Origin of the sequence: Aeromonas sp. S9(2024) (assembly GCF_041403185.1) — a bacterium.
Classification (GTDB): domain Bacteria; phylum Pseudomonadota; class Gammaproteobacteria; order Enterobacterales; family Aeromonadaceae; genus Aeromonas; species Aeromonas enteropelogenes.
On the sequence record NZ_JBGLRE010000002.1, the window covers coordinates 60,435 to 83,295 of the forward strand.

Below are 22,861 nucleotides of genomic sequence, written 5' to 3' on the forward strand. Positions count from 1 at the left end.
ACGGCTAAAAAAAGCGACAAGTTTAATGAATTTCTAGAATCCGGTGAAGCAATTGATTGAACCCGGAAGGATCTTCCGCCGGCCAGGCATGATGACCATTGGGGGTGTGAATGGTGGCATTGGGCAGGGCAGCGAACTGCTCAACCCGTCTGGCCAGCGGCAGATAGTCGTGACTGGTGGAGATGATGGCCACCGGCTGCCAGATCTGGCCGAGGCGGGATCGCACTGACCAGCCGGGCAAGGCCTCCAGCAGCGCCTTGTAAATCTTCTTGCGGTTGCGCACGAAACGCAGCCGGAAGGTGTGGCGCACCTGGGCCAGATCCGGGCCGGGAAAGAGCTCCCGCCCCAGCCACCAGGCCAGCGGCCGCATGCCGAACCAGCGCAACCACTTGAGGCGCTGGGCATAGCGCTCCTGCTCTTTCGGCGTATCCAGCAAAAACTCGCTAAAGCCGTTGACCAGTACCAGACCGCTCACCTTGTCGGGCCGTTGCAGCGCCAGCTCCAGCGCCACCATGGCCCCCAGGGAGAGCCCCACCACCCAGGCAGGCCCAGGCTGTGCATCGAGCCATGCCAGCACGTCGGCCGCCAGAGTGGGCACGTCAAACGGCCCCTCCTGCATGCTCTGGCCGTGACCGCGCAGATCGATGGCCACGACTCGATAGCGTTCGGAAAAACGCTCCATCTGCGCCTGCCAGTCGAGGCTGGAGGAGCCCAGCCCATGCAGCAGCAGCAACAAGGGCCCCTCCCCCACACTGCGCAGGGCCAGGCCGTTGAATTTGATTACCTGATTGCGACGCATCCGTCTGTTGCCTCTCGACTCATCCCCTGATGCCTGTCCGTTGTCATCACACCCTTGGCATCACACAGTGCAGAAAACCTGCTGGTCAGCCTTCACTGACCAGGCTGACCGCCTTGATATAAGCGTATATCCGCTGATCCGGTTCCAGCGCCAGCCGGTTTGCCGAGCGGCTGGTGATCCGGGCCAGCAGTATCTGCTCCCCCAGCGCCAACTGCAACAGGGTCTGGCCGGGGCGCACTTCGCGCAGCGCCAGCAGGCGGGTAACCAGACAGTTGGAGAGACTGGAGTACTCGATGGGGGCGGTGGCGATCACCACGTCCCGTCCCGCCACCTTGATCTGCAACGGGCCAACCTCGTCCGGCGCATGAGACATGGTGACCCTCAGGGTCTGCTCCCCCAGTTGCAGGGTTGCCATCTGCTCGTCGTCATCGTAGTGGGCCAGAGTGGCATCGAGCATGACACCAGCATCGTCGCGACTGGCGAGCGACAGATCGGTGCGGGCGAAGATCTCGCTCGGCCGGCCCTGCGCCTCCACCCTGCCCCCCTCCAGCAACACCAGCTGATCACACAAGAGGCTCACCTCCTCCATGGCATGGCTGACGAAGATCATCGGGATGCCGCTCTCTCGCTGCAGCCCCTTGAGCACATGGGCCTGATGGATGCGGCTGCGCCGATCCAGCGCCGAGAAAGGCTCGTCGAGCAGCAGCAAATCAGGCTCGGCCAAGAGCGCCCGCCCGAGCGCCACCCGCTGGCGCTGGCCACCGGAAAGCGCATGGGCCGGCTGGCTAAGCAGCTCGGCAAACCCGAGCCGCTCGGCCAGCACCTGCGGCTGCCAGCGGCCGCGCCCCTTGCGCGCCGCCAGTTGCAAGTTGCCCAGCACTGTCATGTGGGGAAAGAGTCGCGAGTCCTGAAACACCAGGCCGATGCGACGCATCTCGGGCAGCAGGGGAGCCAGCTCGTGTCCTCGCCAGTGCAGGCGGTCGCACGGCTGGCAATCCAGCCCGGCAATGATCCGCAGCAAGGTACTCTTGCCACAGCCGGAAGGACCGAACAGACCGAGGATCCCCCCCAGTTCGAGAGCGAGTTCGCAGTCAAGGGTAAAGGGGCCGAAGGCACGGCGAGCTTTGAATTGCAGGCTCATCCAAACAGTCTCCGCTGACGGCGCTGCAGCACCCCGTACACCAATACCAGCATCACCAGGGAGAAACCCATCAGCCCGCCCGCCAGATAGTGGGCGTTCTGGTAGTCCATCGCCTCCACATGGTCGAACAGGGCGATGGAGAGCACCTGGGTTTCACCGGGGATGTTGCCCCCAATCATCAACACCACGCCGAACTCCCCCAGGGTGTGGGCAAAGCCGAGCGCCGCCGCCATCACGAAGCTGGGCAGCGTCATCGGCAAGATGATCTGGAAGAAGCGCTCCCAGGGTCCCAGCCCCAAGGTGGCAGCAGCCTCCAGCTCCTTGTTGCCCATGTTGACGAAGGCGGAGGTGAGCGGCTGCACCACGAAAGGGAGCGAGTAGAGGATCGACGCAAACAACAGGCCGGTGAAGCTGAAGGCAAGTGGTGCCCCGAAGGTGTGGCGCCACCATGCCCCCAGCCCGTATTCAGGGGAGAAGGCGAGTAGCAGATAGAAACCGAGCACGGTCGGCGGCAGCACCAGCGGCAGGGCCACCAGTGCTTCCACCAGGGGGCGCAACCGGTTCTGGCTGCGCGACAGCCACCAGGCCAACGGCGGCGACAGCAAGAGCAGGATGCCCGTGGTACTGGCCGCCAGTTTCAGGGTCAACCAGACCGCCAGCAGATCCCCTTCACTCATGAATGACACTCGTCATGAATATCAAGGCAGGGCATAACCCGCCTCCTTGATGGTGTTCTGACCCGGCCCCTTGAGCCAAGCGACCAGAGCGTCCACGGCCTCACCTTTTTTGAGCACCAGCCCCTGCTGCTCGATGGCAGGATAGAGGTTCTGTGGCACAGCCCAGGCTTCGCCGGTTTTACCCGCTTCAACCAGGTTGGCCCAGGCCACGAAGCCCATTTCGGCATTACCTGTGTCGACAAACTGCCAGGTCTGGCTGATGTTGGCCCCGGTCAGCACACGGTACTGCTTGGGATCGATCTTGAGACTCTCGAGGGTCGCCATGGCAGCGGCGCCATAGGGAGCGGTACGCGGGTTGGCGATGGCCAGGTTGCCCTGCCAGGCGCGAAGCTGAGCCTCATCCGGTGCGGGGCCCCCTTTCTTCCACAGCCCCAGCTGGCCAATGGCGTAGGTGAAGCGCTCGCTGCCCTTGCCCTCTTTCTCCAGCTTCTGCGGGGTGGCCACGTCGGCGGAGAGGAAGAGATCGAACGGTGCACCATGGCTTATCTGGGTGTAGAGCACGCCGGTTGCGGCCGAAGAGATGGTCACCTGGTGGCCGGTCTTGGCGGTGAACTCCTGGCCAATACGCTCCAGCGTTCCCTTGAAGTTGGCTGCCACGGCCACCTTCACCTCGTCTGCCTGCACCTCAGCACTGTGCAGCGCACCGGCACAGACTCCCAACACCAATACAGATAACAGCGGTTTCATTTCTTTCCTCCTGATGCGGGTCTGGCATGGCCCGGCCCGGAAATAGGAGCCATGGTTCTCGGCGAACCTACTCCTCTCGTTGCGACCCGGGCTGCTGCCAGCGGGCGGCGGCCGCATTGTCGCTCTCTTTCGCGTCGACCCAGCGCTTGACCCCGTCAGCGGTCAGCTCTTTTTTCCAGAAGGGGGCGCGCGTTTTCAGAAAATCCATGATGAAGTGACAGGCATCGAAGGCCGCCTCGCGATGGGCACTGCTCACCGCCACCAACACGATTTGATCGCCTAGCATCAGCTCGCCGATGCGGTGGATGAGGGTGCACTCCTGCAGAGGCCAGCGGCGGCGCGCTTCGGCCACGATCTCGATCAGCGCCTTCTCGGTCATGCCGGGATAGTGCTCGAGGGCCAGCCCCTTGACCTCCTCCCCCTGATTGAAATCACGCACCTTGCCCACGAAGGTGACGATGGCGCCAGTGTCGGCGCGAGTGGCGAGGTGGGCATACTCATCGGCCAGCGAAAAATCGGCCCGCTGGACCAGGATGCGATCCGTGGTGCTTGTCTGGCTCATGTCAGCCTCCGGTCGTTACGGGAAGGAGAGGGAAGAAGGCCACTTCGTCGCCACCGCACAGCCCAGTGATGCGATCCACTGTCATTATCTCGCGCATCCTTAACCTCCGGTCACGGGGGGGAAGAAGGCCACTTCATCGCCGTCGTGAAGCTCGGTGGCAAGGGGCACCAGAGTCTGGTTGACCGCCACCAGCAGCTTGCCCTCCTCCAGCGCCAGCGCCCACTTGTCACCGCGCTCGCACAGGGCGGCACGCAGCGCCTCGGCAGTGGCATAGTCGCAGGGCAGGGTCAGCTCGTCGCATGCTACCAGCTCCCTGACCTGGGCAAAAAACAGTACCTTGATCATGCCTGCTCTCCTCTGTTGTCACCGACCTGGAAGTGGCCGGATTTGCCACCCCGTTTCTCAACCAGGCGAACCTGCTCGATCACCATGTCTTTTTGTACCGCCTTGCACATGTCGTAGATGGTGAGGGCCGCTACCGACGCGGCGGTAAGCGCTTCCATCTCCACCCCCGTCTTGCCGGCGAGTTTGCACAGGGTGCGGATATGCACCCGGTTCTGCTCGGGCAGCGGAGCAATTTCTACCTCCACCTTGGTGAGCGCCAGTGGGTGGCAAAGGGGGATCAGATCCGAGGTTTTCTTGGCCGCCATGATGCCAGCGATGCGGGCGGTGGCGAACACATCCCCTTTATGGTGCTGGCCGCTCAGGATCAGGGCCAGGGTCTCGGGGGCCATGGCAACAAACGCCTCGGCGCGCGCCTCACGCTCGGTGACCTGCTTGTCGGTCACGTCCACCATGTGGGCTTCGCCGCTTTGGTTGAGATGGGTCAGGTTCATCACTATCCCTTTCATGCAGGTGTTCAAAGATGGGAGACAAAATTGCACGGCTTGGTGCGGGCATCGAGCTGATCGCGGATAAGCTTCTCCCACCCCAGGCGGCAGGCACCGGTCGAACCGGGCAGGCAGCAGATCAGGGTGCGATTGGCCAACCCGGCGAGGGCGCGGCTCTGCATGGCTGAGCCCTTGATCTCGGCAAACGAGAGCTGGCGAAACAACTCGCCAAAACCTTTGACGGTGCGGTCGAACAGCACGCCGACCGCTTCAGGCACCCGGTTCTGATCGTTAAAACCGGTGCCGCCATTGACCAGTACCACCTGGATGCCTTCATCGGCAATCCACTGGCTGACCCGGGAGCGGATCTGATAGAGATCGTCGGCGAGCAGCGCCCGATCAGCCAGCTGATGTCCCGCCTCGCTCAACGCCGAAACCAGGTAGTCACCCGAGCTGTCTTCGGCGGCGGTGCGGCTGTTGGAGACCGTCAGCACGGCGATCTTGAGGGGAATAAATTCGTTATGTTTCTGTCCCATCGGGCAGCTCCTGTTAGCTATAAACCGTGAGAAATATGAGAAAAGGGCGAGGAGCCCGGGGCTGCCCCCTGGCGTGTTGACGGGAACAACCAGGTTCAATCACCAGCATTTGTTCACTCGGGATCCTGCACGGTGGGCTGATTCTATCAAAGGTTTCACTGGATATGGGTCTAAAGGGTTCACAAAACCGTCCTTTACCCCACCGGTTGGCAAAAAAAAGACGCAGGCCGGATAAATCCGGCCTGCGTCTTGTGGGTTAGAAACCCTTCACCCCTGTCATGTCCGGGAGCTGGTGCGCTATCCCCTTGTGACAGTCGATACAGGTATTCTCGCCACTGGCCAGGTTGGTCGAGTGCATCTTGGCAGCGCGCTGCCCTTGCAGGGAGAAGTCCATGTATTCGAAGTTGTGACAGTTACGGCACTCTCTCGAATCCGTATCCTTCATCCGTTTCCACTCCCGCTCGGCCATCTCGCGTCGGTGCGACTCGAACTTCTCGCGGGTGTCCACCTTGCCGGTGAGCTTGCCCCACAGCTCCTTGGACGCCTGCACCTTGCGAATGATCTTGTAGGTCCACTCATGGGGCACGTGGCAATCCGGGCAGCTGGCGCGCACGCCGGAACGGTTGGCGTAGTGGATGGTATCACGGTACTCCACGTAGACGTTGTCGCGCATCTCGTGGCAACTGGTACAGAAGGCTTCGGTGTTGGACGCTTCCATGGCGGTGTTGAAGCCGCCCCAGAAGATGACCCCGCCAAAGAAACCCATCATCAGCAGCACCCAGAGGGCGGCCTTCGAGGGAGACTTGAAGGTGGTCCACAGTCGCTGCAAAAAACCGGGTAATTTCATCTATGGGCTCCTCAGTTCAGGGCTTCAACCGGCTTGAAGGTATTCTCCACCAGCGGCTTGGCATCGGCTTGCGGTACGTGGCACTGCAGGCAGAAGTAGCGACGCGGGGAGACTTCACCCAACGTGCTGCCATCACGGGTCTCGAAGTGAGTCGGGCTGATCTTGGGCGCCTTCATCCTGGTGGCATTCTTGAAGCTGTGGCACGCCAGGCACTTGTTGACCTTGTTATCCACCTCGTAGTTGCGGATATCATGGGGGATCAGCGGCGGCTGATGGATATATTGGCGATCATAGCTGTCGCCATCCTTGCGAAAGTTCTTCAGGGGGGCCGGCGCCGCCTCGGTCACCAGATCGGTAGACCCCCGCTCAGACTTGATCCCCCCGGTGCTGTTGGTGATCTCGGAGGTGGCAGCCATCAAGGAACCCGCCATCAGGCAGGCCAGCATTGCTCCAATCAGCTTTTTCATTAGTTATTCTCCAATGTTTTTTCTGCCTTGACGGCAAAACCTACTTTGATTTCAAAAACATGCTCCGCGCAGACATCGATGCAACGGCCGCAGTTGGTACATTCCTGAGCCACTATCAGGGGCCCGTGACCGCGCTTGGCGCCATGAACCGGCCCGCGCAGGATGGGGCGCTCGGGACAGACTGCATAACAATCCATGCAGTTGCTGCAACGCTCGCGCCCCGAGGCTGCAATCTTGATAAAACCGACCCGGTTCACCAGGGCGTAGAAGGCCCCGACCGGGCAGAGGTGACCACACCAGCCGCGCTCCACCACGAACAGATCGAACAGAAACAACACCGCCAGCAGCATCCACCCCGCCCCCATGCCGAACAGCAGGCCACGCAGGGCAAGGGATACCGGGTTGACCAGCTCCCACACCAGTACGCCGGCGATGGCCGGCGCCACCAGTACCATGGCCAGCAGCCAGTAGCGGGTATTGCGGCTGAACTGGCCATTGCCCTTGAGACCGAGCCGGGCTCGCAGCCAAGCGGCGGCATCCGTGATGAGGTTGACCGGACAGACCCAGGAGCAGAACACCCGCCCCCCGACCAGCCAGTACCCCAGCAGCACGATGGCCGCTCCCAGCCACAGGGTGGTGATGGGCCAGTGACCCGCCGCTACTGACTGCAGCAGGGTGAGGGGATCCGTCAAGGGAACCGTCTCCAGCAGCAATGAGCTGGAGAGGTTGCCCTTCAAGATCCACACGCCGGCCAGCGGTCCTAGCAGAAACAGCCCCAACACGCTGAACTGGCTCAAGCGACGCAGCAGCAGGAAACGGTGTGACCGCCACCAGCCGAGACGCGCCCGTGCCTCTTGTCCCGGATAACGGCTCATAGTCCCTCCGGTTTGCGAGTTGGCAGGGTCAGTCGCTCACCGATGAGCGACTTGCCCGCCTTCTGTTTCTCTTCCCAGCCAAGCCGGTAGTGATGGCCCAGCTCCCCCTTGGCAAGGGCACGGGGCACCACCTTGATGGCAGCCTCCTCCAGCACGCAGGCATGCTCGCACTTGCCACAGCCGGTGCAGACATCGCTGTGCACCGTGGGCAGGAACATGGCGTGCTTGCCGGTACGCTGGTTGTGTTGCAGATCCAGGGTGATCGCCTTGTCGATGAGCGGACAGACCCGGTAACAGACATCGCAACGCAGGCCCAGATAGTTGAGGCAGGTCTCATGGTCGATGAGTACCGCCACCCCCATCCGCGCCTGATCGATGTCGGTCATGGCCTGATCCAGCGCCCCGGTCGGGCAGGCCACCACGCAGGGGATGTCGTCACACATCTCGCAGGGGACGCTGCGCGCCTTGAAATAGGGCGTTCCCGTGGTGACGGGCTCAAACAGCCGGGCAAGCTTGAGGGTATCGTAGGGGCAGGCCTCGACGCAGAGCCCGCAGCGCACACAGGCACCGAGAAACTCAGCTTCATCGAGGGCCGCAGGCGGACGCAGTGCCTGGGCCGGCACCGCCTCCACCTGCTGGCGGGCCATGCCGCCCAGCCCCACACCAAGCAGGCCCACACCACAGGCCCCCTTGGCCATGTCGGCCAGAAACTGGCGACGACTACGACTCATCTCTCGCTCCCCGCCTTAGGCCTTCATCACCTTGACGGCGCACTTCTTGTAATCCGTCTCTTTGGAGAGCGGATCGGTGGCGTCCAGGGTCAGCTTGTTGACCAGCTGGCTCGCGTCGAAGAAGGGCATGAACACCAGGCCTTTGGGCGGACGGTTGCGACCACGGGTCTCGACACGGGTCTTCACCTCGCCACGGCGGGAGGTGACAATCACCTCTTCACCACGGCGCACACCACGGGCTTTGGCATCTTCCGGGTGCATGAACAGCACCGCATCCGGGAAGGCGCGATAGAGCTCGGGGACACGGCGGGTCATGGTGCCGGTGTGCCAGTGTTCCAGCACGCGGCCGGTGGAGAGCCACAGATCGTACTCTTTATCCGGCGATTCGGCGGCAGGCTCGAACGGCAGCGCGAAAATCACAGCCTTGCCGTCAGGTTTGCCATAGAAACGCACTCCCTCCCCCGCTTTCACGTAAGGGTCAAACCCTTCGCGATAGCGCCACAGGGTCTCCTTGCCATCCACCACAGGCCAGCGCAGGCCGCGCGCTTCGTGATACTGCTCGAACGGTGCCAGATCGTGACCATGGCCACGACCGAAGATGGCGTACTCCTCGAACAAGCCCTTCTGCACATAGAAGCCAAAGTGTTCGGCCTCGTCGTTAAGATCCCCCTTGCTCTGCTCTTTCGGGAACTTGTTGACCTGACCGTTGGCATAAAGCACGTCGAACAGGGTTTTGCCCTTGAGTTCAGGCATCTTGGCAATAAGCTCGGCCGGCCACACCTCATCCACGGTGAAGCGCTTGGAGAACTCCATCAGCTGCCACAGATCGGATTTGGCCCCTTCCGGAGACTTGACCTGCTGGTGCCAGAACTGGGTACGACGTTCGGCGTTGCCATAGGCCCCCTCTTTCTCCACCCACATGGCAGTTGGCAGGATGAGGTCGGCTGCTTGGGCTGTCACGGTCGGATAGGGATCGGACACCACGATGAAGTTGCGCGGATCCCGGTAGCCGGGCAGGCGCTCCTGATTCATGTTGGGACCGGCCTGCATGTTGTTATTGCACATCACCCAGTAGGCGTTGAGCTTGCCGTCTTTGAGCATGCGATCCTGCAGCACGGCGTGGTAGCCCACCTTGTCGGGAATAGTGCCTTCCGGCAGTTTCCAGACTTTTTCGGCGATGGCGCGGTGCTTGGGATCGGTCACCACCATGTCCGCCGGCAGACGGTGGGCGAAAGTACCCACTTCACGGGCGGTACCGCAGGCAGAGGGCTGACCGGTCAGGGAGAAGGGACCATTGCCCGGCTCGGAGATCTTGCCGGTGAGCAGGTGGATGTTGTAGCAGAGGTTGTTGGCCCAGACACCACGTGTGTGCTGGTTGAAGCCCATGGTCCAGTAGGAGACCACTTTCTTGCTCGGGTCGGCATAGAGTTGGGCCAGTTTTTCCAGCTTGTCCTTGGAGACGCCGGAGAGCTTGGAGACGGAGTCGACATCGTAATCGGCGACGAACTTGGCAAACTCCTCAAAGGTCATCGGGGTCGCGTCGCCGCTATCCGGGTTCTTGGCCTTCTGCTGCAGCGGATCGGTCGGGCGCAGACCGTAACCAATATCGGTCACCCCCTTCTTGAACACTGTGTGCTTGTTGACGAAGTCCCAGTTCACCTTGTCGTTCTGGATGATGTAGTTGGCGACATAGTTGAGGATCGCCAGATCGGTCTGGGGCGTGAACACCATGCCGTTGTCCGCCAGTTCGAAGCTGCGGTGCTCGAAGGTGGAGAGCACGTGCACCTGCACTTCCGGAGTGGAGAGACGGCGATCGGAGATACGGGACCAGAGGATGGGGTGCATCTCGGCCATGTTGGAACCCCACAGCACGAAGGCGTCGGCCTGCTCGATATCGTCGTAGCAGCCCATGGGCTCATCCATGCCGAAGGTACGCATGAAACCGACGACCGCGGATGCCATGCAGTGGCGGGCGTTGGGGTCAATGTTGTTGGAGCGGAAACCCGCCTTGAACAGCTTGGCGGCGGCATAGCCTTCCCACACGGTCCACTGGCCGGAACCGAACATACCGACCGCAGTCGGGCCCTTCTCTTTCAGGGTGGCCTTGAACTTCTCGGCCATGATGTCGAAGGCTTGATCCCAGCTGATGGGGGCGAAATCACCATCTTTGTCAAACTGACCGTTCTTCATCCGCAGCAGAGGCTGGGTCAGGCGATCCTCGCCATACATGATCTTGGAGAGGAAGTAGCCCTTGATGCAGTTGAGGCCACGGTTGACCGGTGCATCGGGGTCACCCTGGGTCGCCACGACACGCCCATCCTGGGAACCCACCAACACGGAGCAGCCGGTACCGCAGAAGCGGCAGGGGGCCTTGTCCCATTTGATGGCGGTTTTATCGGTACTGGTGATCAGATTGGCCGCCATGGCGGGGGCACTGACACCAGCCACGGCAGCGGCAGCCGCCACCGCATTGGCCTTCATAAAGTCGCGTCGACTCAGCTTCATGACATATCCTCGCATTGCTTATCGAGTTCATCGAACTGGTGGTAAATCAGGGCGGCGGACAACACTCCCGGCATCGCCTGAATAGCATCAATAGCCGCCATGATGGGTTGCTGGCTCTCACCTTCCAGGGTGACGACCAGCTTGCCCTCTTCACTGACAGCGTGGACCTCGGCTCCTTCCAAAGCCGCGATCTGTTCAGCGAGCCGGTGACGCAACATGGGTTGGGTCAGCACCACCAGGCTCGATACGTGGAACTCTTGGGTCATTGTGGCTCCTGCTTCACAAACATCCTGATTCATATTGGGTTCTCCGACCCGGGAGCGCCAACCCGGATGCTGCCTACCGGGCAGTCCATCACACAGGCACCACAACCGGTGCACGAGGCGGCGTCAATACTGGGAGTCGGCACCCGACCCAGCATGGGGGAAAAGCGGATTGCACGGGTTTCACAACTGTCCTGGCAGCGCTGGCAAAACACCTGGGCATTGGCCAGACAGTTGGCTTCAATATGGGCTATGTATTGCCAGGGCGCCTCCGTGGTCGGACGAAAAATCGGCGCCTTGCAGGCCGCGACACAATCACCACAGAAGGTACATTCACCGTGCCGGAACTCCACCATGGGGAAGCCGCCATCTCCCTTGACCAGGATCTGCTCTGGACAGGCCGTCAGGCAGTCGCCACAGCGAGTACAGTCGGCTACGAAGTCGGGCCAGGGGAGCGACCAGGGCAACTGGACGCCAGGCTCCTTCGACGTCAAACGGCCGCGAAACAGACCCCGACGTGACAGGTTGACACCCTCTGGCATATCGACTCCTTCCTGGTGATAGATAGTGCACTGGTGATCAATAGCGCACGGGCGAGTCCGATGACGGACATCTGCAATACCAATTATAAGATTGGGCGTATATTGCGACCCTGACAAGTTCAGGGATATACCACCAGGGAGATAAACAGGGGGGATTCTTGCGCTGGATCAAACCCTTGGCGCAATAATGTTCGATGGGCGCACATTTTGTACCCCATTGGGAAAAGCCACTTGGTAGGTGGTGATGGTCAGGTGTGCGAGCGGTTTAACCGCCTATCGATGCCAGATGAGGCGTCGCACCGGCATTCCCTTCATGCAGCCGATGAGTCGCCGCCTTGCCACTGAGCGCCGAGCGAATGCGTTGTTGCAACGCCTCCTGCTGGCTGTCTGCGCCAAGCAGATCCCGCAGCTCGACACCATTGTCGCCAAACAGACAGAGGTGCAACTTACCCACCGAGGAGACCCGCAGCCGGTTGCAACCAGCACAGAAATCCTTGCTGTAAGGCATGATGAGACCGACGCCCCCTTGTGACTCCGGGTGCATGAAGACCTGGGCCGGACCGTCGTCCTTGCCGCGCAGTTGCTGAACCCAGCCACTTTCCAGCAGGCGCTGTTTGATCTGCTCACCGCTGACATGATGGTTCTGGAACAGGGTATCCATCTCACCGGTCTGCATCAGCTCGATGAAGCGCAGCTCGATGGGCTTGTGCTTGATCCAGGCCAGAAAGGCATCCAGTTGGTAGTCGTTGAGCCCCTTGAGCAGCACCGCATTGATCTTGACCGATTTGAAACCGGCGGCCAGGGCGGCTTCGATCCCCTCCATGACTTCTGCCAACTTGTTTTCGCCGGTGATCTGGTGAAACTGGCGGGGATCCAGGCTGTCGACACTGACATTGAGAGCGGAAAGCCCGGCATCAAACCACTCGCGGGCCCGCTCCTTGAGACGATAACCGTTGGTGGTCATGGCCACTTTCTCGATGCCCGGGGTGCTTGCCACGGCTTCAATGATCGAAGTGAAGTCGCGACGCAGGGAGGGCTCCCCCCCGGTCAGGCGCACCTTGCGGGTACCCATGGCGGCAAAGCCGCTCACCACACGGCGGATCTCGTCTACCGAGAGAAAGGACTTGCGCCCTTCCGGACGATAGCCGTCCGGCAGGCAATAGGTGCAACGGAAATTGCACACGTCGGTGATCGACAGGCGCAAATAGTAAAAACGACGGGAAAAACCATCTTCAAGTGGCGACATAAACACCTTTCCAAATACGGGAGGCCAGGGCATTTCTTTCCTGACCCTTACAGCTCGAACATCGGCTGACGGCTGGTTTCCCCCTATCTCAAGGACTTAGGCAAAACCGCTCGGAGTTCATCTAGTTTTTCGATACTAACACAAGTTGGAGTACACTCCCACGCAACTAAAGAGGTAATCCACACATTCCGGAGACTTTTGGCATCATGCAAAAACGGTTCAGGGTCCGCTCGGTCAGCAGTGCCATCGGCCGATCCATGATTTTGATCCTCTTCATGGCCAGTTTGATCGCGCTGGTCGCCATGGTCACCCTGTTCTATTCGGTACCCGACGCCAAGGCGATCAACCTGTCCGGCTCCCTGCGGATGCAGGCCTACCGAATGGCCTACGAAATCGAGCAGGGTGAGAGCGTACTGGGACGCCTCAACCAGTTCGAAGAGACGCTCCATGCCAGGGAGTTGCAGGAGACCCAGCGCTGGATCACCCCGGCCTCCCTGCGCCGCACCTATGGTGAGGTGGTCAGCCAGTGGCAGGAGATGCGCCAACATATCGAAGATCGGACTCCCAGACGATATACCGACAACACCGAAAAATTTGTGGCGGCCATCGACAATTTCGTCAACCAGATGCAATACCACGTGGAGTTCAAGGTACGCATGCTGGCACTGGCCGAAGGGCTGGGGTTGCTCTCCATCATTACCATCGCCTGGTTCACGGTGCGCTTTACCCGCCAACAGGTAGTGGCCCCCCTCAATCAGCTGGTTTATTGCGCCCGCCAGATCCAGCGCCAGGAGTTTGATCTGATCCTGCCGGCCCATCGCGACAACGAGTTGGGAGAACTGTCACGTGCCTTTGGCACCATGGCGGACGAGCTTGGCAAACTCTATCGGGAGCTGGAGAACAAGGTCGAGGAGAAAACGGCCAAGCTGCAGCAGGCCAACGACACCCTTTCGTTTCTATACAGCACGGCCCAGAAGCTGCACACGGCCCCGCTCAGTACCCGCACGCTTATCAAGCTGCTGGATCGCGCCGCGGCCCACCAGCATATCGATTACATCCGCCTGACCCGTTTCGAGAACAACGTCATGCCGGTTTACCTTTCCGGTCGCACTGGCTGGCCCGGGGATCTCGACGCGGTAGCCAGCTTCTATCTGCAGATGGATGAGCAGGAGTTTGGCCGGCTCGATATCATCAGTCAGCATCCCATCGACGAACGCCTCATCAAGAACTTCACCATGTTGCTGGCCCAGGTGCTGCACAAGGATCAGACCCTGCTGCAACAGCAAAGATTGCTATTGATGGAAGAGCGCGCCGTCATCGCCCGCGAACTGCACGACTCGCTGGCTCAGGCCCTCTCCTACCTCAAGATCCAGTCCACCCTGCTCAAGCGCTCCCATGCCAAGGGCCAGCAGGAGAAAGCACTGGAGGCGATGCAGCAGATCGACGAAGGGCTCAGCAACGCCTATACCCAACTGCGCGAACTGCTCGGCACCTTCCGCCTTACCATAGGAGATGCCAATCTGGGTGAAGCCATCCGGGTCATGCTGGAACAACTGCAGCCCCAGACCACGGCAGAGATCCGGCTTCATTATGGTCTGTCCGACACGGATCTGGAGGCTGGCCAACATATTCATATCCTGCAGCTTATCCGTGAGGCAGTGCTCAATGCCATCAAACATGCCCATGCACAAGTGATTGATGTTAGCTGTCAGACCCTCGCCGATGGTAACATTGAGGTTCAAATTTCAGATGACGGTGTCGGTATTGGTCTCGCCAGCTCAGCGATCAACCACTACGGTTTGAGCATTATGAACGAGCGCGCCAGCAAGCTGCATGGCCTGCTGACCATCAGTGAACTGCAGCCACAAGGCACCCGGGTGCATCTGACTTTTCCCACCAGTCTAACGAGAGACGCTTGATGGACGTGATGAAATACAGTGTTCTGGTCGTAGATGACCATCCCCTCATGCGCAAAGGGATTGTGCAGTTGCTGGCTCTGGAAGAGAACATGGATGTCACCGGCGAAGCTTCCAATGGTACCGATGCCGTTGCCCTTGCCAAAGAATCCGAACCGGATCTGATCCTGCTTGATCTCAACATGAAAGGGCTATCCGGCCTCGACACCCTCAAGGCGTTGCGTGCCGAGGAGATCACCTCGCGGGTAGTTATTCTGACCGTCTCCGATGCTCGCCAGGACGTGGTGGCCCTGCTCAAGGCCGGCGCCGATGGTTACCTGCTCAAGGATACCGAACCCGACCTGCTGCTGGCCCAGCTGGCCGACGTGATGACCGGCAAGCAGATCCTGAGCGAGCCGCTGCGTCCCTACCTCGAGAACATCTACGAGCTGGATCACCTGCAGCAGAAACTCGAAAGCCTCACGCGTCGCGAAATGCAAATCCTGCGCGAAATTGCAAAGGGACTCTCCAACAAACAGGTGGCTTCCGTGCTCCATATCTCCGAAGGCACGGTCAAGGTGCATGTAAAGAGCCTGCTGAAGAAACTCGAGGCGCAAAGCCGCGTGGAAGCGGCCGTCATGTATCTGGAGCAGCGCAACTAAGCGCCTTCCTTCCCCCTAAAAGCCACCTTCAGGTGGCTTTTTTCATTCTCTGGCACAGTCGCTGCATTGTCTTATCCAGCAACTACTCAATGGAGGATGGAACATGAAAATTCAACCTTTGGCCCTGTTCCCCCTGCCTTCCCACATACTTCCGGGCGGCAAGCTGCCTCTGCGTCTGTTCGAGTCCCATCATCTGCAGATGCTCAAGGAATCGTTCATCAACGATCAGGGCTTCGGCATCGTGATGGAAGAGTCGACCACCTCGGGACAATCCGGCCGGATCCTGCCTGTCGGCACCCGGGTCAAGGTCACCGATTTCTACACCCTGAACGACGGATTGCTGGGCGTCACCGTACTCGGTCTGGAACGCTTCTGCATCCATGAGATGGAGACGGATCCGAGCGGTTTGCGTCGGGCAAAAGTGGAAATGCTGCCCAACTGGCCCAGTATCCATTCGGACTTCAACGACAAGTTGTTGGTAAATCGCCTGCGGGAAGTCTTCGAGCAGTATCCGGAACTGGATGAACTCTATCCCGAGAAACGATTTGAAGATGCTTCCTGGCTTTGCCAGCGCTGGCTCGAGATCCTGCCGATGCCGATTTATGAAAAGCAGATGCTGATTGCCAAACAAAACAGCGAAGCGGCTCGTCAATTTCTGCATCGCCTGATTTCGCAGTGATAAAAAGCCTTTGCAAAATGCAATTATTCCGACAATGAAAATTCATTATTCGCATTTTGCAAAAGGCAGGGAGATGAAAAAGAGAGAGCCGTTGCGCTAATCGGCCGAATTGAACACAAAAAGAGTCATTAAAAGTTGGCACAGATTTTTCATACAGTTTAATACAACCCGATTTATCCCGTGCTCTCTTCAGTATTTGCTGAAGAACTGGTCAACCTAACAAGTTGACCATTTTTTTTATCCACGCTCCGGCAATCGCTGACTGAAATGGCGCGCCAGGCATTCCTGCAGTCTCGCCAGCGTGATCGGCTTGGCCAGAAAATCATCCATCCCCTGCGCCAGGCAGCTCGCCTTGTCCTCCGCCATTGCATTGGCCGTCAGCGCAACTATGGGGATGGTCACCCCTTGCGCACGCAGTCGCCTGGTGGCTTCCAGTCCATCCATCTCGGGCATGCGCATATCCATCAGGATCAGATCCGGCAGCTGCTCTTCCACCAGAGTCAGTGCATCCAGGCCATTGGCGGCCAAGCGCACCTTGCTGACCAGTTTTTGCAACATCAGGGAGACCACCAGCTGGTTAACCGGGCTGTCTTCCACCACCAACACATCCAGTGGTAGCAAGGTCTGGGCACTCTCTTCCCGTACCGGTTGACAATAACAGGGCTGGGCCATACCGGGGAGATCGAACCAGAAACAGCTCCCCTTGCCAGGCTCGCTCTCCAGCCATATCTCCCCTCCCATCAATGCCACCAGGCGTTTGCTGATGGCAAGCCCGAGCCCAGCACCGGAGAAGCGGCGCGTCGCCGAGTTGTCGACCTGGGAGAAGGGTTTGAACAGCAGGGTCTGATCGGCCGCAGCAATACCGAGCCCGGTATCGGTCACGGACACCCTCAACATCTCGTCATGCCACTCCAGCCGCAAAACGATCCGGCCCTGCTCGGTAAACTTGAGGGCATTGTCCAGCAGGTTGCCGATCACTTGCGACAATCGCATCGGATCCCCCTGCAACGTCTGTGGCACCGCCTCGTCCACTTGGCACAACAGTTCGATGCCACTGGCCTTCGCCCGGGGTAGCAGGGGTTCGATGATCGATTGACACAACCCGACAGGTTGCAGACTTTCGCACTGCAGCAACAAGGTCTGGGACTCGATTTTCGAGAAATCGAGCACATCGTCAATGATGGTTTGCAGCAGACGGGCAGAATGGGTGGCATGGCGCAGCAGCGCCTGCTGATCGCTAGACAATTCGGCATGCAGCAACAGATCGAGCATGCCCAGCACAGCATTCATGGGAGAGCGGATCTCGTGGGTCATCATGGCCAGGAACTGGGATTTTGCCCGGTTGGCGGCTTCCGCCTCATCACGAGCCCTGGCCAGCTCCTCTTCCCGCTTGATCTGGTTGCTGATATCCCGTGCCGTCCCGCGATAGCCGAGGAAGTGGCCGTTCTGATCCATGTAGGGTTCCGCGTTCACCTCCATCCAGCAGGCTCTGTCCTGCAAGGCCACCAAAACCCGTGCCGCCCGTAGTGGCGCCCGCTGCTCAAGCAGCCGCAGGTAGCCCTGGGATTCCGGACTCTGCTTGTTGTATAGATAGTCATGCAGGGTTGGCTGGGAGGAAGGGGTAATGAATTCCTCCATGTAACCCGGTTCGGAGGCAAAACTGAGGCGATGCTCGGCATCGGTTTCCCAGAACCAGTCGGAAGCCATGGCGGCAAAGCTGCGAAAACGACGCTCACTGGCCTGCAATGCCTCGGTTTTGGCGGCAACCTGCTCCTGCAAACGGGCACGGTAGGTGATATTGACCAGCGCCTGGGCGATGAGCGGACGACAGCGTTGCATCGCGGCCTTGCTGGTGAGATCGAAGGTGCCTGCCTGGGAATGGCGACAGATGAGGATGGCGGTAAAACCCGGGGCCTGCAATCCGGTCAAGAGCAGGCTGGCCCAGCCTGGCTCACAGGCCAGAGGCGCCAGCTCGGGCAGCAGGGAGGGATCGTAGATCACCAGGGTTTCGCCGGCGATGGCCCTGGCAAACGCCGGCGTCATTGACCAGAAGCGCCCCTGCTCTCCCGTCTCGCTGCTCAGGTGGGTAATGCCCTGTTCTCCCTCCCAGGCCACCACATCCGCGTGTTCAAAACCGATGAAGGGTCTCAGTACCTCGATCAGACTCTCCAGTACCCGTTCTAGGGTCTTGGCATCAGCCAGGGTCTCTACCCCTTTGAGCAGAGTGTGGGACTCGTCACGGTACCTGGCTTCACGTTCACGGCAACGGGTAAGATCGACCAGAGCGGTTTGCAACTTTTCGCCCAGCGCCTCCAGTTCACCGTTCTCCATCATCTTGTCGCCTGTCCTGTGTCATTGGTCAGAAAGATCACGCTCGATACCATCAGGTTGCCATGAGCCAGTTCACCATGGGGCAGCCGCCCCTGCTCCCCGAAGGTAAAGGGAGTGATGAAGGGGATCTGGCCAAGCCGGGCCTGGCTCTGCTCCACAAACTGATACAGCATATCACCCAGCGCCAGACGGCAACCAGCACAGAAGATGATCAGCGCCCCGACGGGTTGCAATCTGGCATCGACACCGTACTCGGGATCGATCCGGATGGCACTGAGGCTGCGCTGCAACAGCCCTTCCTGGCTGCTGTACATCAACCACAGGCGCTCGCCCACGGTCACGTCGGTGAAAAGACGTAGCCCACCCCGCTCCGTCACGGCTTCGGGATGGGAGAGTTTGTAGTAGGGGACACCATCCAGGGTACCCACCTGACGGGCCAGAGGAGTCAGGGTGCTCTCGTGCAGGATGGGGCCCACTGGCCAGGATTGCTGCCGGCCACACCAGCGGGCATACACCTCTGCAGCGGGCTCATGCTCGATCGTCAACACCTCGCGCCCATCACAGGAGGTGATGGCGCCGTGGCTTTCGGCGGGTACATAACCGGAGTGAAACTGGAAGGCCAGCTGGCAGTCAGGATAAAGCACCGCCAGCGCCACCCCCTGCTTGCTCTGCCCTTCACTCCAGCAAAGTTGCCAGTCGCCACTCACCTTGCTGTCCGCCGCCGAGCCACCGACCACGGGTACCGAGTGACCAAACTCAGCTTCGATAGAGGCCAATACTTCCTCCTCCTGGCCCGGGCTGGCATGAACCAGAACAAGCTGGGGCAGTTCGCCCGGGCGACCACACTCGAGCATGGCCCGGCGCAACAACAGACGCACATCCACAGGTTCCCCCTCGGCGCCGGCAACGCCGTAAGCCCCCTTCTCATCATAAAAAGCAGCCACTGCCACGCCATGCTCCTGCCTGACATGATGTCCCATTTCGGTCATCACGCCACCGCAGGAGCTGCACCCCAGCAAGGGGGTCGTCGGGAATTGACGCCCAAGCTGCTCGCGCAGTACCGCAGCATCATGGGCCTGGGTAAAATAGACCAGCAACAGGGAAGGCGACTGCATGGCATGGTGATGAAGCCGCGCGCAGATATCTTGAGCCGCCAGCAGGGAATTTTCCTCAAGAGAGTGAACGGTCAGAAAGTTCAACACCATCTCCTTGCGTTATCGGATTCATGTCGCAAGCAAAAGTCATACCCTTATCAAGTAATTAGCTCATATTCCTTGCTAACATAACCTTCTATCAACCCCAGTGACAGGATGCCCTCATGTGGCAAAAAAACATCAATGACTTCGATCGGGTCGTTGCCATCGGTGGTGGCCACGGTATGGGCCGGGTGCTCTCCGCCCTCTCCTTCCTTGGTCAGCGGCTGACCGGTATCGTCACCACCACGGATGATGGCGGCTCAACCGGCCGTCTGCGCAAGAGCCAGGATTGCATCGCCTGGGGGGATCTGCGCAACTGCCTGAACCAGCTGGTCACCGACCCCAGTATCGGCAGCCTGCTGTTTGAGTACCGCTTCGCCGGCCGTGGCGAACTGGCAGGACACAATCTTGGTAACCTGATGCTGCTGGCACTGGACAATCTCTGCGTCCGCCCTCTGGATGCTATCAAGCTCATCAGTGACATGCTCAAAATTGAATCACAATTGTTACCCATGTCCGAATTACCCACCGATCTCTGTGCCCATATGGAGTGCGGCAACCAGATCCTGGGGGAGGTCTCCATCGATCAGCTGGCTACTCCCCCCCTATCCTTGAGCCTGATGCCGGAAGTGCAGGCCACCCGCGAAGCGGTACAGGCACTGCAGCAGGCTGACATGATCATCCTGGGCCCAGGCAGTTTTCTCACCTCCATCATGCCGCCGCTGCTGCTGGCGGAGATCGCCCAGGCCATCAACGAAAGCAATGCCATGGTGGTGTTCATCTGCAACCTGGTTGCGGAGAAAGGGCCTGCCGGTCAACTGGATCTGGCCAGCCAGTGCCGCTGGCTGGAATCCAGGATCGGACATGGCCGAATTGATGCCATTTTGGCGCCCTTTGGCGCAGGGGAAGGGGAAACATGGCAAGGTCGCCTGATCGAAGCCGATCTGGGCGAGACGGCATTGCCCCATCGCCATGACCGGCTGAAACTGAAGCTGGCGCTGGACAAGACCATAGGGCACCTGCTCAACCAGCGTTAAGACGCCGCCACTGCCGTGTGGCAGTGGCCGGTTTTCAGTGGTAATCGGCCAGAAAGGCCAACACCTGTGGCAGAGAGTGTTCGAGTTGCTGCAGCTGACGCGCAGCCTCGTCACTATCGGCCTGCTTGCACGCCAGCTCCAGCGCCATCACCTGCTGATAGCTCGTCAGGGCACCATAGCTGCCGCAGGAGGATTTCATGCTGTGTGCCACCCTGGCCAGCGCCTCCCAATCCTGTTGTTCATAAAGTGGTCTAAGCTGGCTCAGCTGCTCCCCCACCTCTTCGATAAACACGGTTATCACGACCGGCAACATCTCCTGACCGATATCATCAGCCAGCTGTTGCAACACCTTGCGATCCACCCACTCCATGCGAGGCCTCTCAAAATGGTATTCAAACAGACCATACTATAGATAGTTTTCAGGCCACGGACGCCCTGACAGCTCACCTGAGACCGGCAAACTGCTTCAACATACAAACCCAAAGACGAAAAACGTGATCGGATTCAAAATATCAACACGCTTTGACAGCAATGCAAAATAACATCATTGCAACAAATTAACATTCAAGTAACACTAAGCATCATCAGAGTGATGATGCTCAGCAACACCTCTCATCCCTTTTGCCCTTTATGGCTGCTGCGAAGAACCAGGGTAGGTATCTACCCTGGTATTTTTTTATTGGCCGATCTCGTCGTGATTGCTGGCGATACGCTCACCCAACCGGAACAAGTTAAACTCACCAGGTTCCATCTTGACCCAGTGTTCATTCCCAGTCAGCGGACGAGTCGTGATGATGGTCACCACGTCATTGGGGGTCGTCTCGCTATGAAAATCGATCACCACCTCTTCATCCAGCAGACTCGCTTCACCAAAGGGGGCACGCCGGGTCAACCAATGCAGATTGTTGGAGCAAAAGGTCATCACATACTCCCCGTCCGAGAGCAGCATGTTGAACACCCCGAATGCCCGCAGCTCGTCACACAGGGTAGCGAGGTAGCGAAACATGGCGGGGAAGTTGGCCGGTCGCCTGGGATACTTCTGCTCCAGCCTGTCGAGCAGCCAGCAGAAGGCGTGTTCGCTGTCGGTATCCCCCACCGGCCTGTGCCGCCCGGTGGCCAGCCTCTTGTAGCCGGTCAGCTGACCGTTGTGGGCAAAGGTCCAGTACCGTCCCCACAGCTCGCGGGTAAACGGGTGCGTATTTTCCAGCGACACGCAGCCCCGGTTGGCCTGGCGGATATGACTGACCACGGCGCAGCTCTTGATGGGCAGCGCCTGTACCAGCCTGGCGATGGGAGAGTGGGCACTGGGCTCGGGATCCTTGAAGGTACGAAACCCCTTCCCCTCATAGAAGGTGATCCCCCAGCCATCCTTGTGGGGACCCGTCTTGCCACCACGCAGCATCAGGCCGGTAAAACTGAAGCAGATATCGGTCGGCACATTGGCGCTCATGCCGAGCAGTTCGCACATATCTGGACCACTCCTTCCTTGACTACTTGTTCATCTGGCTGACTTGGCAGAAAAGCATAGCCTTTCTTTGCATCAAGCCGCTTGTCCAGATTGGCGATGCCGGACAGGCACACTCCTGCCCGGCGTCAATGCCACTTACTTGGCCATCTCTTTTTCGACCAGCTGGATCAGGATATGGATCACCTTGATGTGCACTTCCTGAATGCGGTCGGCATAACCAAAGTGCGGAACGCGGATCTCCACATCGGCCAGACCCGCCATCTTGCCGCCATCCTTGCCGGTCAGGGCGATCACCTTCATGCCCTTGGCACGGGCCGCCTCGATGGCCTTGAGGATGTTGCCTGAGTTACCGCTGGTGGAGATGCCGAGCAGCACGTCGCCACGACGGCCGACGGCCTCGACGTAGCGGGAGAAGACGAAGTCATAGCCAAAGTCGTTGGAGACGCAGGATAGGTGGCTCGGATCCGAGATGGCGATGCCGGCATAACCCGGACGGTTCTCGCGATAGCGGCCGGTCAGCTCCTCGGCAAAGTGCATGGCGTCGCAGTGGGAGCCACCGTTACCACAGGAGAGTACCTTGCCTTCCTCTTTGAAGGAGTCAGCCAGCAGCTTGGCGGCCGCCTCGATATTCTTCAGATTCTGCTCATCGGCCAGGAAGGCTTGCAGCACGCTGGCGGCTTCGGTCAGTTCATTGCGGATCAATTCTTGGTACATGATGTCTCTTCCACTTTTTTAGTGTGCGTGTAAGTCGCCGCTATTCTCGCACAAGGCAATCCCGTCGTCGCCCCCTCCCTCGGCAGGTCGCGCCACAGGCTGGCCTGCCAC

At 59.6% G+C, this 22,861-nt stretch carries 25 protein-coding genes and 1 riboswitch; of the genes, 4 read left to right on the forward strand and 21 right to left on the reverse strand.

Annotation, left to right across the window (positions count from 1 at the left end):
• Positions 1–22: 22 nt before the first annotated feature.
• The 16 genes from ACB028_RS03565 to moaA form a co-directional block, all read right to left on the reverse strand.
• A complete protein-coding gene (locus tag ACB028_RS03565) occupies positions 23–799 on the reverse strand; it encodes an alpha/beta fold hydrolase (protein ID WP_371143524.1) in 777 nt (258 codons plus the stop codon).
• An 85-nt stretch (positions 800–884) separates the two neighbouring features.
• Positions 885–1,940 (reverse strand): molybdenum ABC transporter ATP-binding protein, encoded by a 1,056-nt coding sequence (gene modC, locus ACB028_RS03570; RefSeq protein ID WP_371143525.1) that lies wholly within the window; start codon positions 1,938–1,940, stop codon positions 885–887.
• Positions 1,937–2,617, reverse strand: coding sequence for a molybdate ABC transporter permease subunit (modB, locus tag ACB028_RS03575; protein ID WP_026457496.1), 681 nt, complete (start codon positions 2,615–2,617; stop codon positions 1,937–1,939). Before modB ends, modC begins: the two co-directional genes overlap by 4 nt.
• A 21-nt stretch (positions 2,618–2,638) precedes the next feature.
• Positions 2,639–3,364 (reverse strand): molybdate ABC transporter substrate-binding protein, encoded by a 726-nt coding sequence (gene modA, locus ACB028_RS03580; protein ID WP_042027463.1) that lies wholly within the window; start codon positions 3,362–3,364, stop codon positions 2,639–2,641.
• Positions 3,365–3,431: 67 nt separating this feature from the next.
• Complete coding sequence (gene moaE, locus ACB028_RS03585; protein ID WP_371143526.1) at positions 3,432–3,926, reverse strand: molybdopterin synthase catalytic subunit MoaE; 495 nt, start codon at positions 3,924–3,926, stop codon at positions 3,432–3,434.
• 99 nt (positions 3,927–4,025) lie between these two features.
• Complete coding sequence (gene moaD, locus ACB028_RS03590) at positions 4,026–4,271, reverse strand: molybdopterin synthase sulfur carrier subunit (RefSeq protein ID WP_061475784.1); 246 nt, start codon at positions 4,269–4,271, stop codon at positions 4,026–4,028.
• On the reverse strand, positions 4,268–4,762 hold the full coding sequence (gene moaC, locus ACB028_RS03595; protein WP_124240427.1) for a cyclic pyranopterin monophosphate synthase MoaC: 495 nt from the start codon (positions 4,760–4,762) through the stop codon (positions 4,268–4,270). Before moaC ends, moaD begins: the two co-directional genes overlap by 4 nt.
• Before the next feature lie 23 nt (positions 4,763–4,785).
• A complete protein-coding gene (gene moaB, locus ACB028_RS03600; protein ID WP_026458449.1) occupies positions 4,786–5,292 on the reverse strand; it encodes a molybdenum cofactor biosynthesis protein B in 507 nt (168 codons plus the stop codon).
• A 256-nt stretch (positions 5,293–5,548) separates the two neighbouring features.
• Complete coding sequence (locus tag ACB028_RS03605) at positions 5,549–6,139, reverse strand: cytochrome c3 family protein (RefSeq protein ID WP_042027471.1); 591 nt, start codon at positions 6,137–6,139, stop codon at positions 5,549–5,551.
• A gap of 11 nt (positions 6,140–6,150) precedes the next feature.
• The gene (locus tag ACB028_RS03610) at positions 6,151–6,606 is read right to left on the reverse strand and encodes a nitrate reductase cytochrome c-type subunit (RefSeq protein ID WP_042027472.1); all 456 of its coding nucleotides are present in this window, start codon (positions 6,604–6,606) and stop codon (positions 6,151–6,153) included.
• The gene (napH, locus tag ACB028_RS03615; protein ID WP_042027474.1) at positions 6,606–7,481 is read right to left on the reverse strand and encodes a quinol dehydrogenase ferredoxin subunit NapH; all 876 of its coding nucleotides are present in this window, start codon (positions 7,479–7,481) and stop codon (positions 6,606–6,608) included. The genes ACB028_RS03610 and napH overlap by 1 nt, the downstream gene beginning before the upstream one ends.
• Entirely contained in the window at positions 7,478–8,212 is a 735-nt protein-coding gene (napG, locus tag ACB028_RS03620) for a ferredoxin-type protein NapG (RefSeq protein ID WP_201940998.1), read from the reverse strand. Before napG ends, napH begins: the two co-directional genes overlap by 4 nt.
• Positions 8,213–8,227: 15 nt before the next feature.
• Positions 8,228–10,717 (reverse strand): nitrate reductase catalytic subunit NapA, encoded by a 2,490-nt coding sequence (gene napA, locus ACB028_RS03625; protein ID WP_042027475.1) that lies wholly within the window; start codon positions 10,715–10,717, stop codon positions 8,228–8,230.
• Positions 10,714–10,983: a chaperone NapD gene (locus ACB028_RS03630; protein ID WP_026455825.1), complete on the reverse strand. Its 270-nt coding sequence runs from the start codon at positions 10,981–10,983 to the stop codon at positions 10,714–10,716. Before ACB028_RS03630 ends, napA begins: the two co-directional genes overlap by 4 nt.
• A 29-nt stretch (positions 10,984–11,012) precedes the next feature.
• Positions 11,013–11,522 (reverse strand): ferredoxin-type protein NapF, encoded by a 510-nt coding sequence (napF, locus tag ACB028_RS03635; RefSeq protein WP_371143527.1) that lies wholly within the window; start codon positions 11,520–11,522, stop codon positions 11,013–11,015.
• Between the two features lie 265 nt (positions 11,523–11,787).
• The gene (gene moaA, locus ACB028_RS03640; RefSeq protein ID WP_042027477.1) at positions 11,788–12,768 is read right to left on the reverse strand and encodes a GTP 3',8-cyclase MoaA; all 981 of its coding nucleotides are present in this window, start codon (positions 12,766–12,768) and stop codon (positions 11,788–11,790) included.
• A riboswitch (molybdenum cofactor riboswitch) is annotated at positions 12,756–12,896 on the reverse strand. Its footprint overlaps the gene before it by 13 nt.
• 78 nt (positions 12,897–12,974) lie before the next feature.
• Here moaA and narQ point away from each other — a divergent pair.
• The 3 genes from narQ (at position 12,975) to ACB028_RS03655 (ending at position 16,004) form a co-directional block, all read left to right on the forward strand.
• On the forward strand, positions 12,975–14,687 hold the full coding sequence (gene narQ, locus ACB028_RS03645) for a nitrate/nitrite two-component system sensor histidine kinase NarQ (protein ID WP_042072842.1): 1,713 nt from the start codon (positions 12,975–12,977) through the stop codon (positions 14,685–14,687).
• Complete coding sequence (gene narL / locus ACB028_RS03650) at positions 14,687–15,325, forward strand: two-component system response regulator NarL (protein ID WP_026455821.1); 639 nt, start codon at positions 14,687–14,689, stop codon at positions 15,323–15,325. Before narQ ends, narL begins: the two co-directional genes overlap by 1 nt.
• Positions 15,326–15,428: 103 nt before the next feature.
• Positions 15,429–16,004 carry an LON peptidase substrate-binding domain-containing protein gene (locus ACB028_RS03655; RefSeq protein WP_026455820.1) on the forward strand — a complete coding sequence of 192 codons (576 nt, stop codon included), beginning with the start codon at positions 15,429–15,431 and terminating at the stop codon, positions 16,002–16,004.
• 237 nt (positions 16,005–16,241) lie between these two features.
• Here the strand turns inward: ACB028_RS03655 and ACB028_RS03660 are convergent, their stop codons facing one another.
• On the reverse strand, positions 16,242–18,338 hold the full coding sequence (locus ACB028_RS03660) for an ATP-binding protein (RefSeq protein ID WP_371143528.1): 2,097 nt from the start codon (positions 18,336–18,338) through the stop codon (positions 16,242–16,244).
• The gene (locus tag ACB028_RS03665; RefSeq protein ID WP_371143529.1) at positions 18,335–19,540 is read right to left on the reverse strand and encodes an FIST signal transduction protein; all 1,206 of its coding nucleotides are present in this window, start codon (positions 19,538–19,540) and stop codon (positions 18,335–18,337) included. Before ACB028_RS03665 ends, ACB028_RS03660 begins: the two co-directional genes overlap by 4 nt.
• Before the next feature lie 113 nt (positions 19,541–19,653).
• Between ACB028_RS03665 and yvcK the strand changes: the two genes are divergently transcribed.
• Entirely contained in the window at positions 19,654–20,568 is a 915-nt protein-coding gene (gene yvcK / locus ACB028_RS03670) for a uridine diphosphate-N-acetylglucosamine-binding protein YvcK (protein ID WP_124240421.1), read from the forward strand.
• Positions 20,569–20,602: 34 nt separating this feature from the next.
• Here the strand turns inward: yvcK and ACB028_RS03675 are convergent, their stop codons facing one another.
• From ACB028_RS03675 to lpcA, 3 genes are all read right to left on the reverse strand, one after another.
• The gene (locus ACB028_RS03675; RefSeq protein WP_201940995.1) at positions 20,603–20,938 is read right to left on the reverse strand and encodes an Hpt domain-containing protein; all 336 of its coding nucleotides are present in this window, start codon (positions 20,936–20,938) and stop codon (positions 20,603–20,605) included.
• A gap of 306 nt (positions 20,939–21,244) precedes the next feature.
• Positions 21,245–22,036, reverse strand: coding sequence for a class II glutamine amidotransferase (locus tag ACB028_RS03680; protein WP_026455814.1), 792 nt, complete (start codon positions 22,034–22,036; stop codon positions 21,245–21,247).
• A gap of 135 nt (positions 22,037–22,171) precedes the next feature.
• Positions 22,172–22,750, reverse strand: a complete 579-nt coding sequence (gene lpcA / locus ACB028_RS03685) for a D-sedoheptulose 7-phosphate isomerase (RefSeq protein WP_026455813.1) — start codon at positions 22,748–22,750, stop codon at positions 22,172–22,174.
• Between the last annotated feature and the right edge of the window lie 111 nt (positions 22,751–22,861).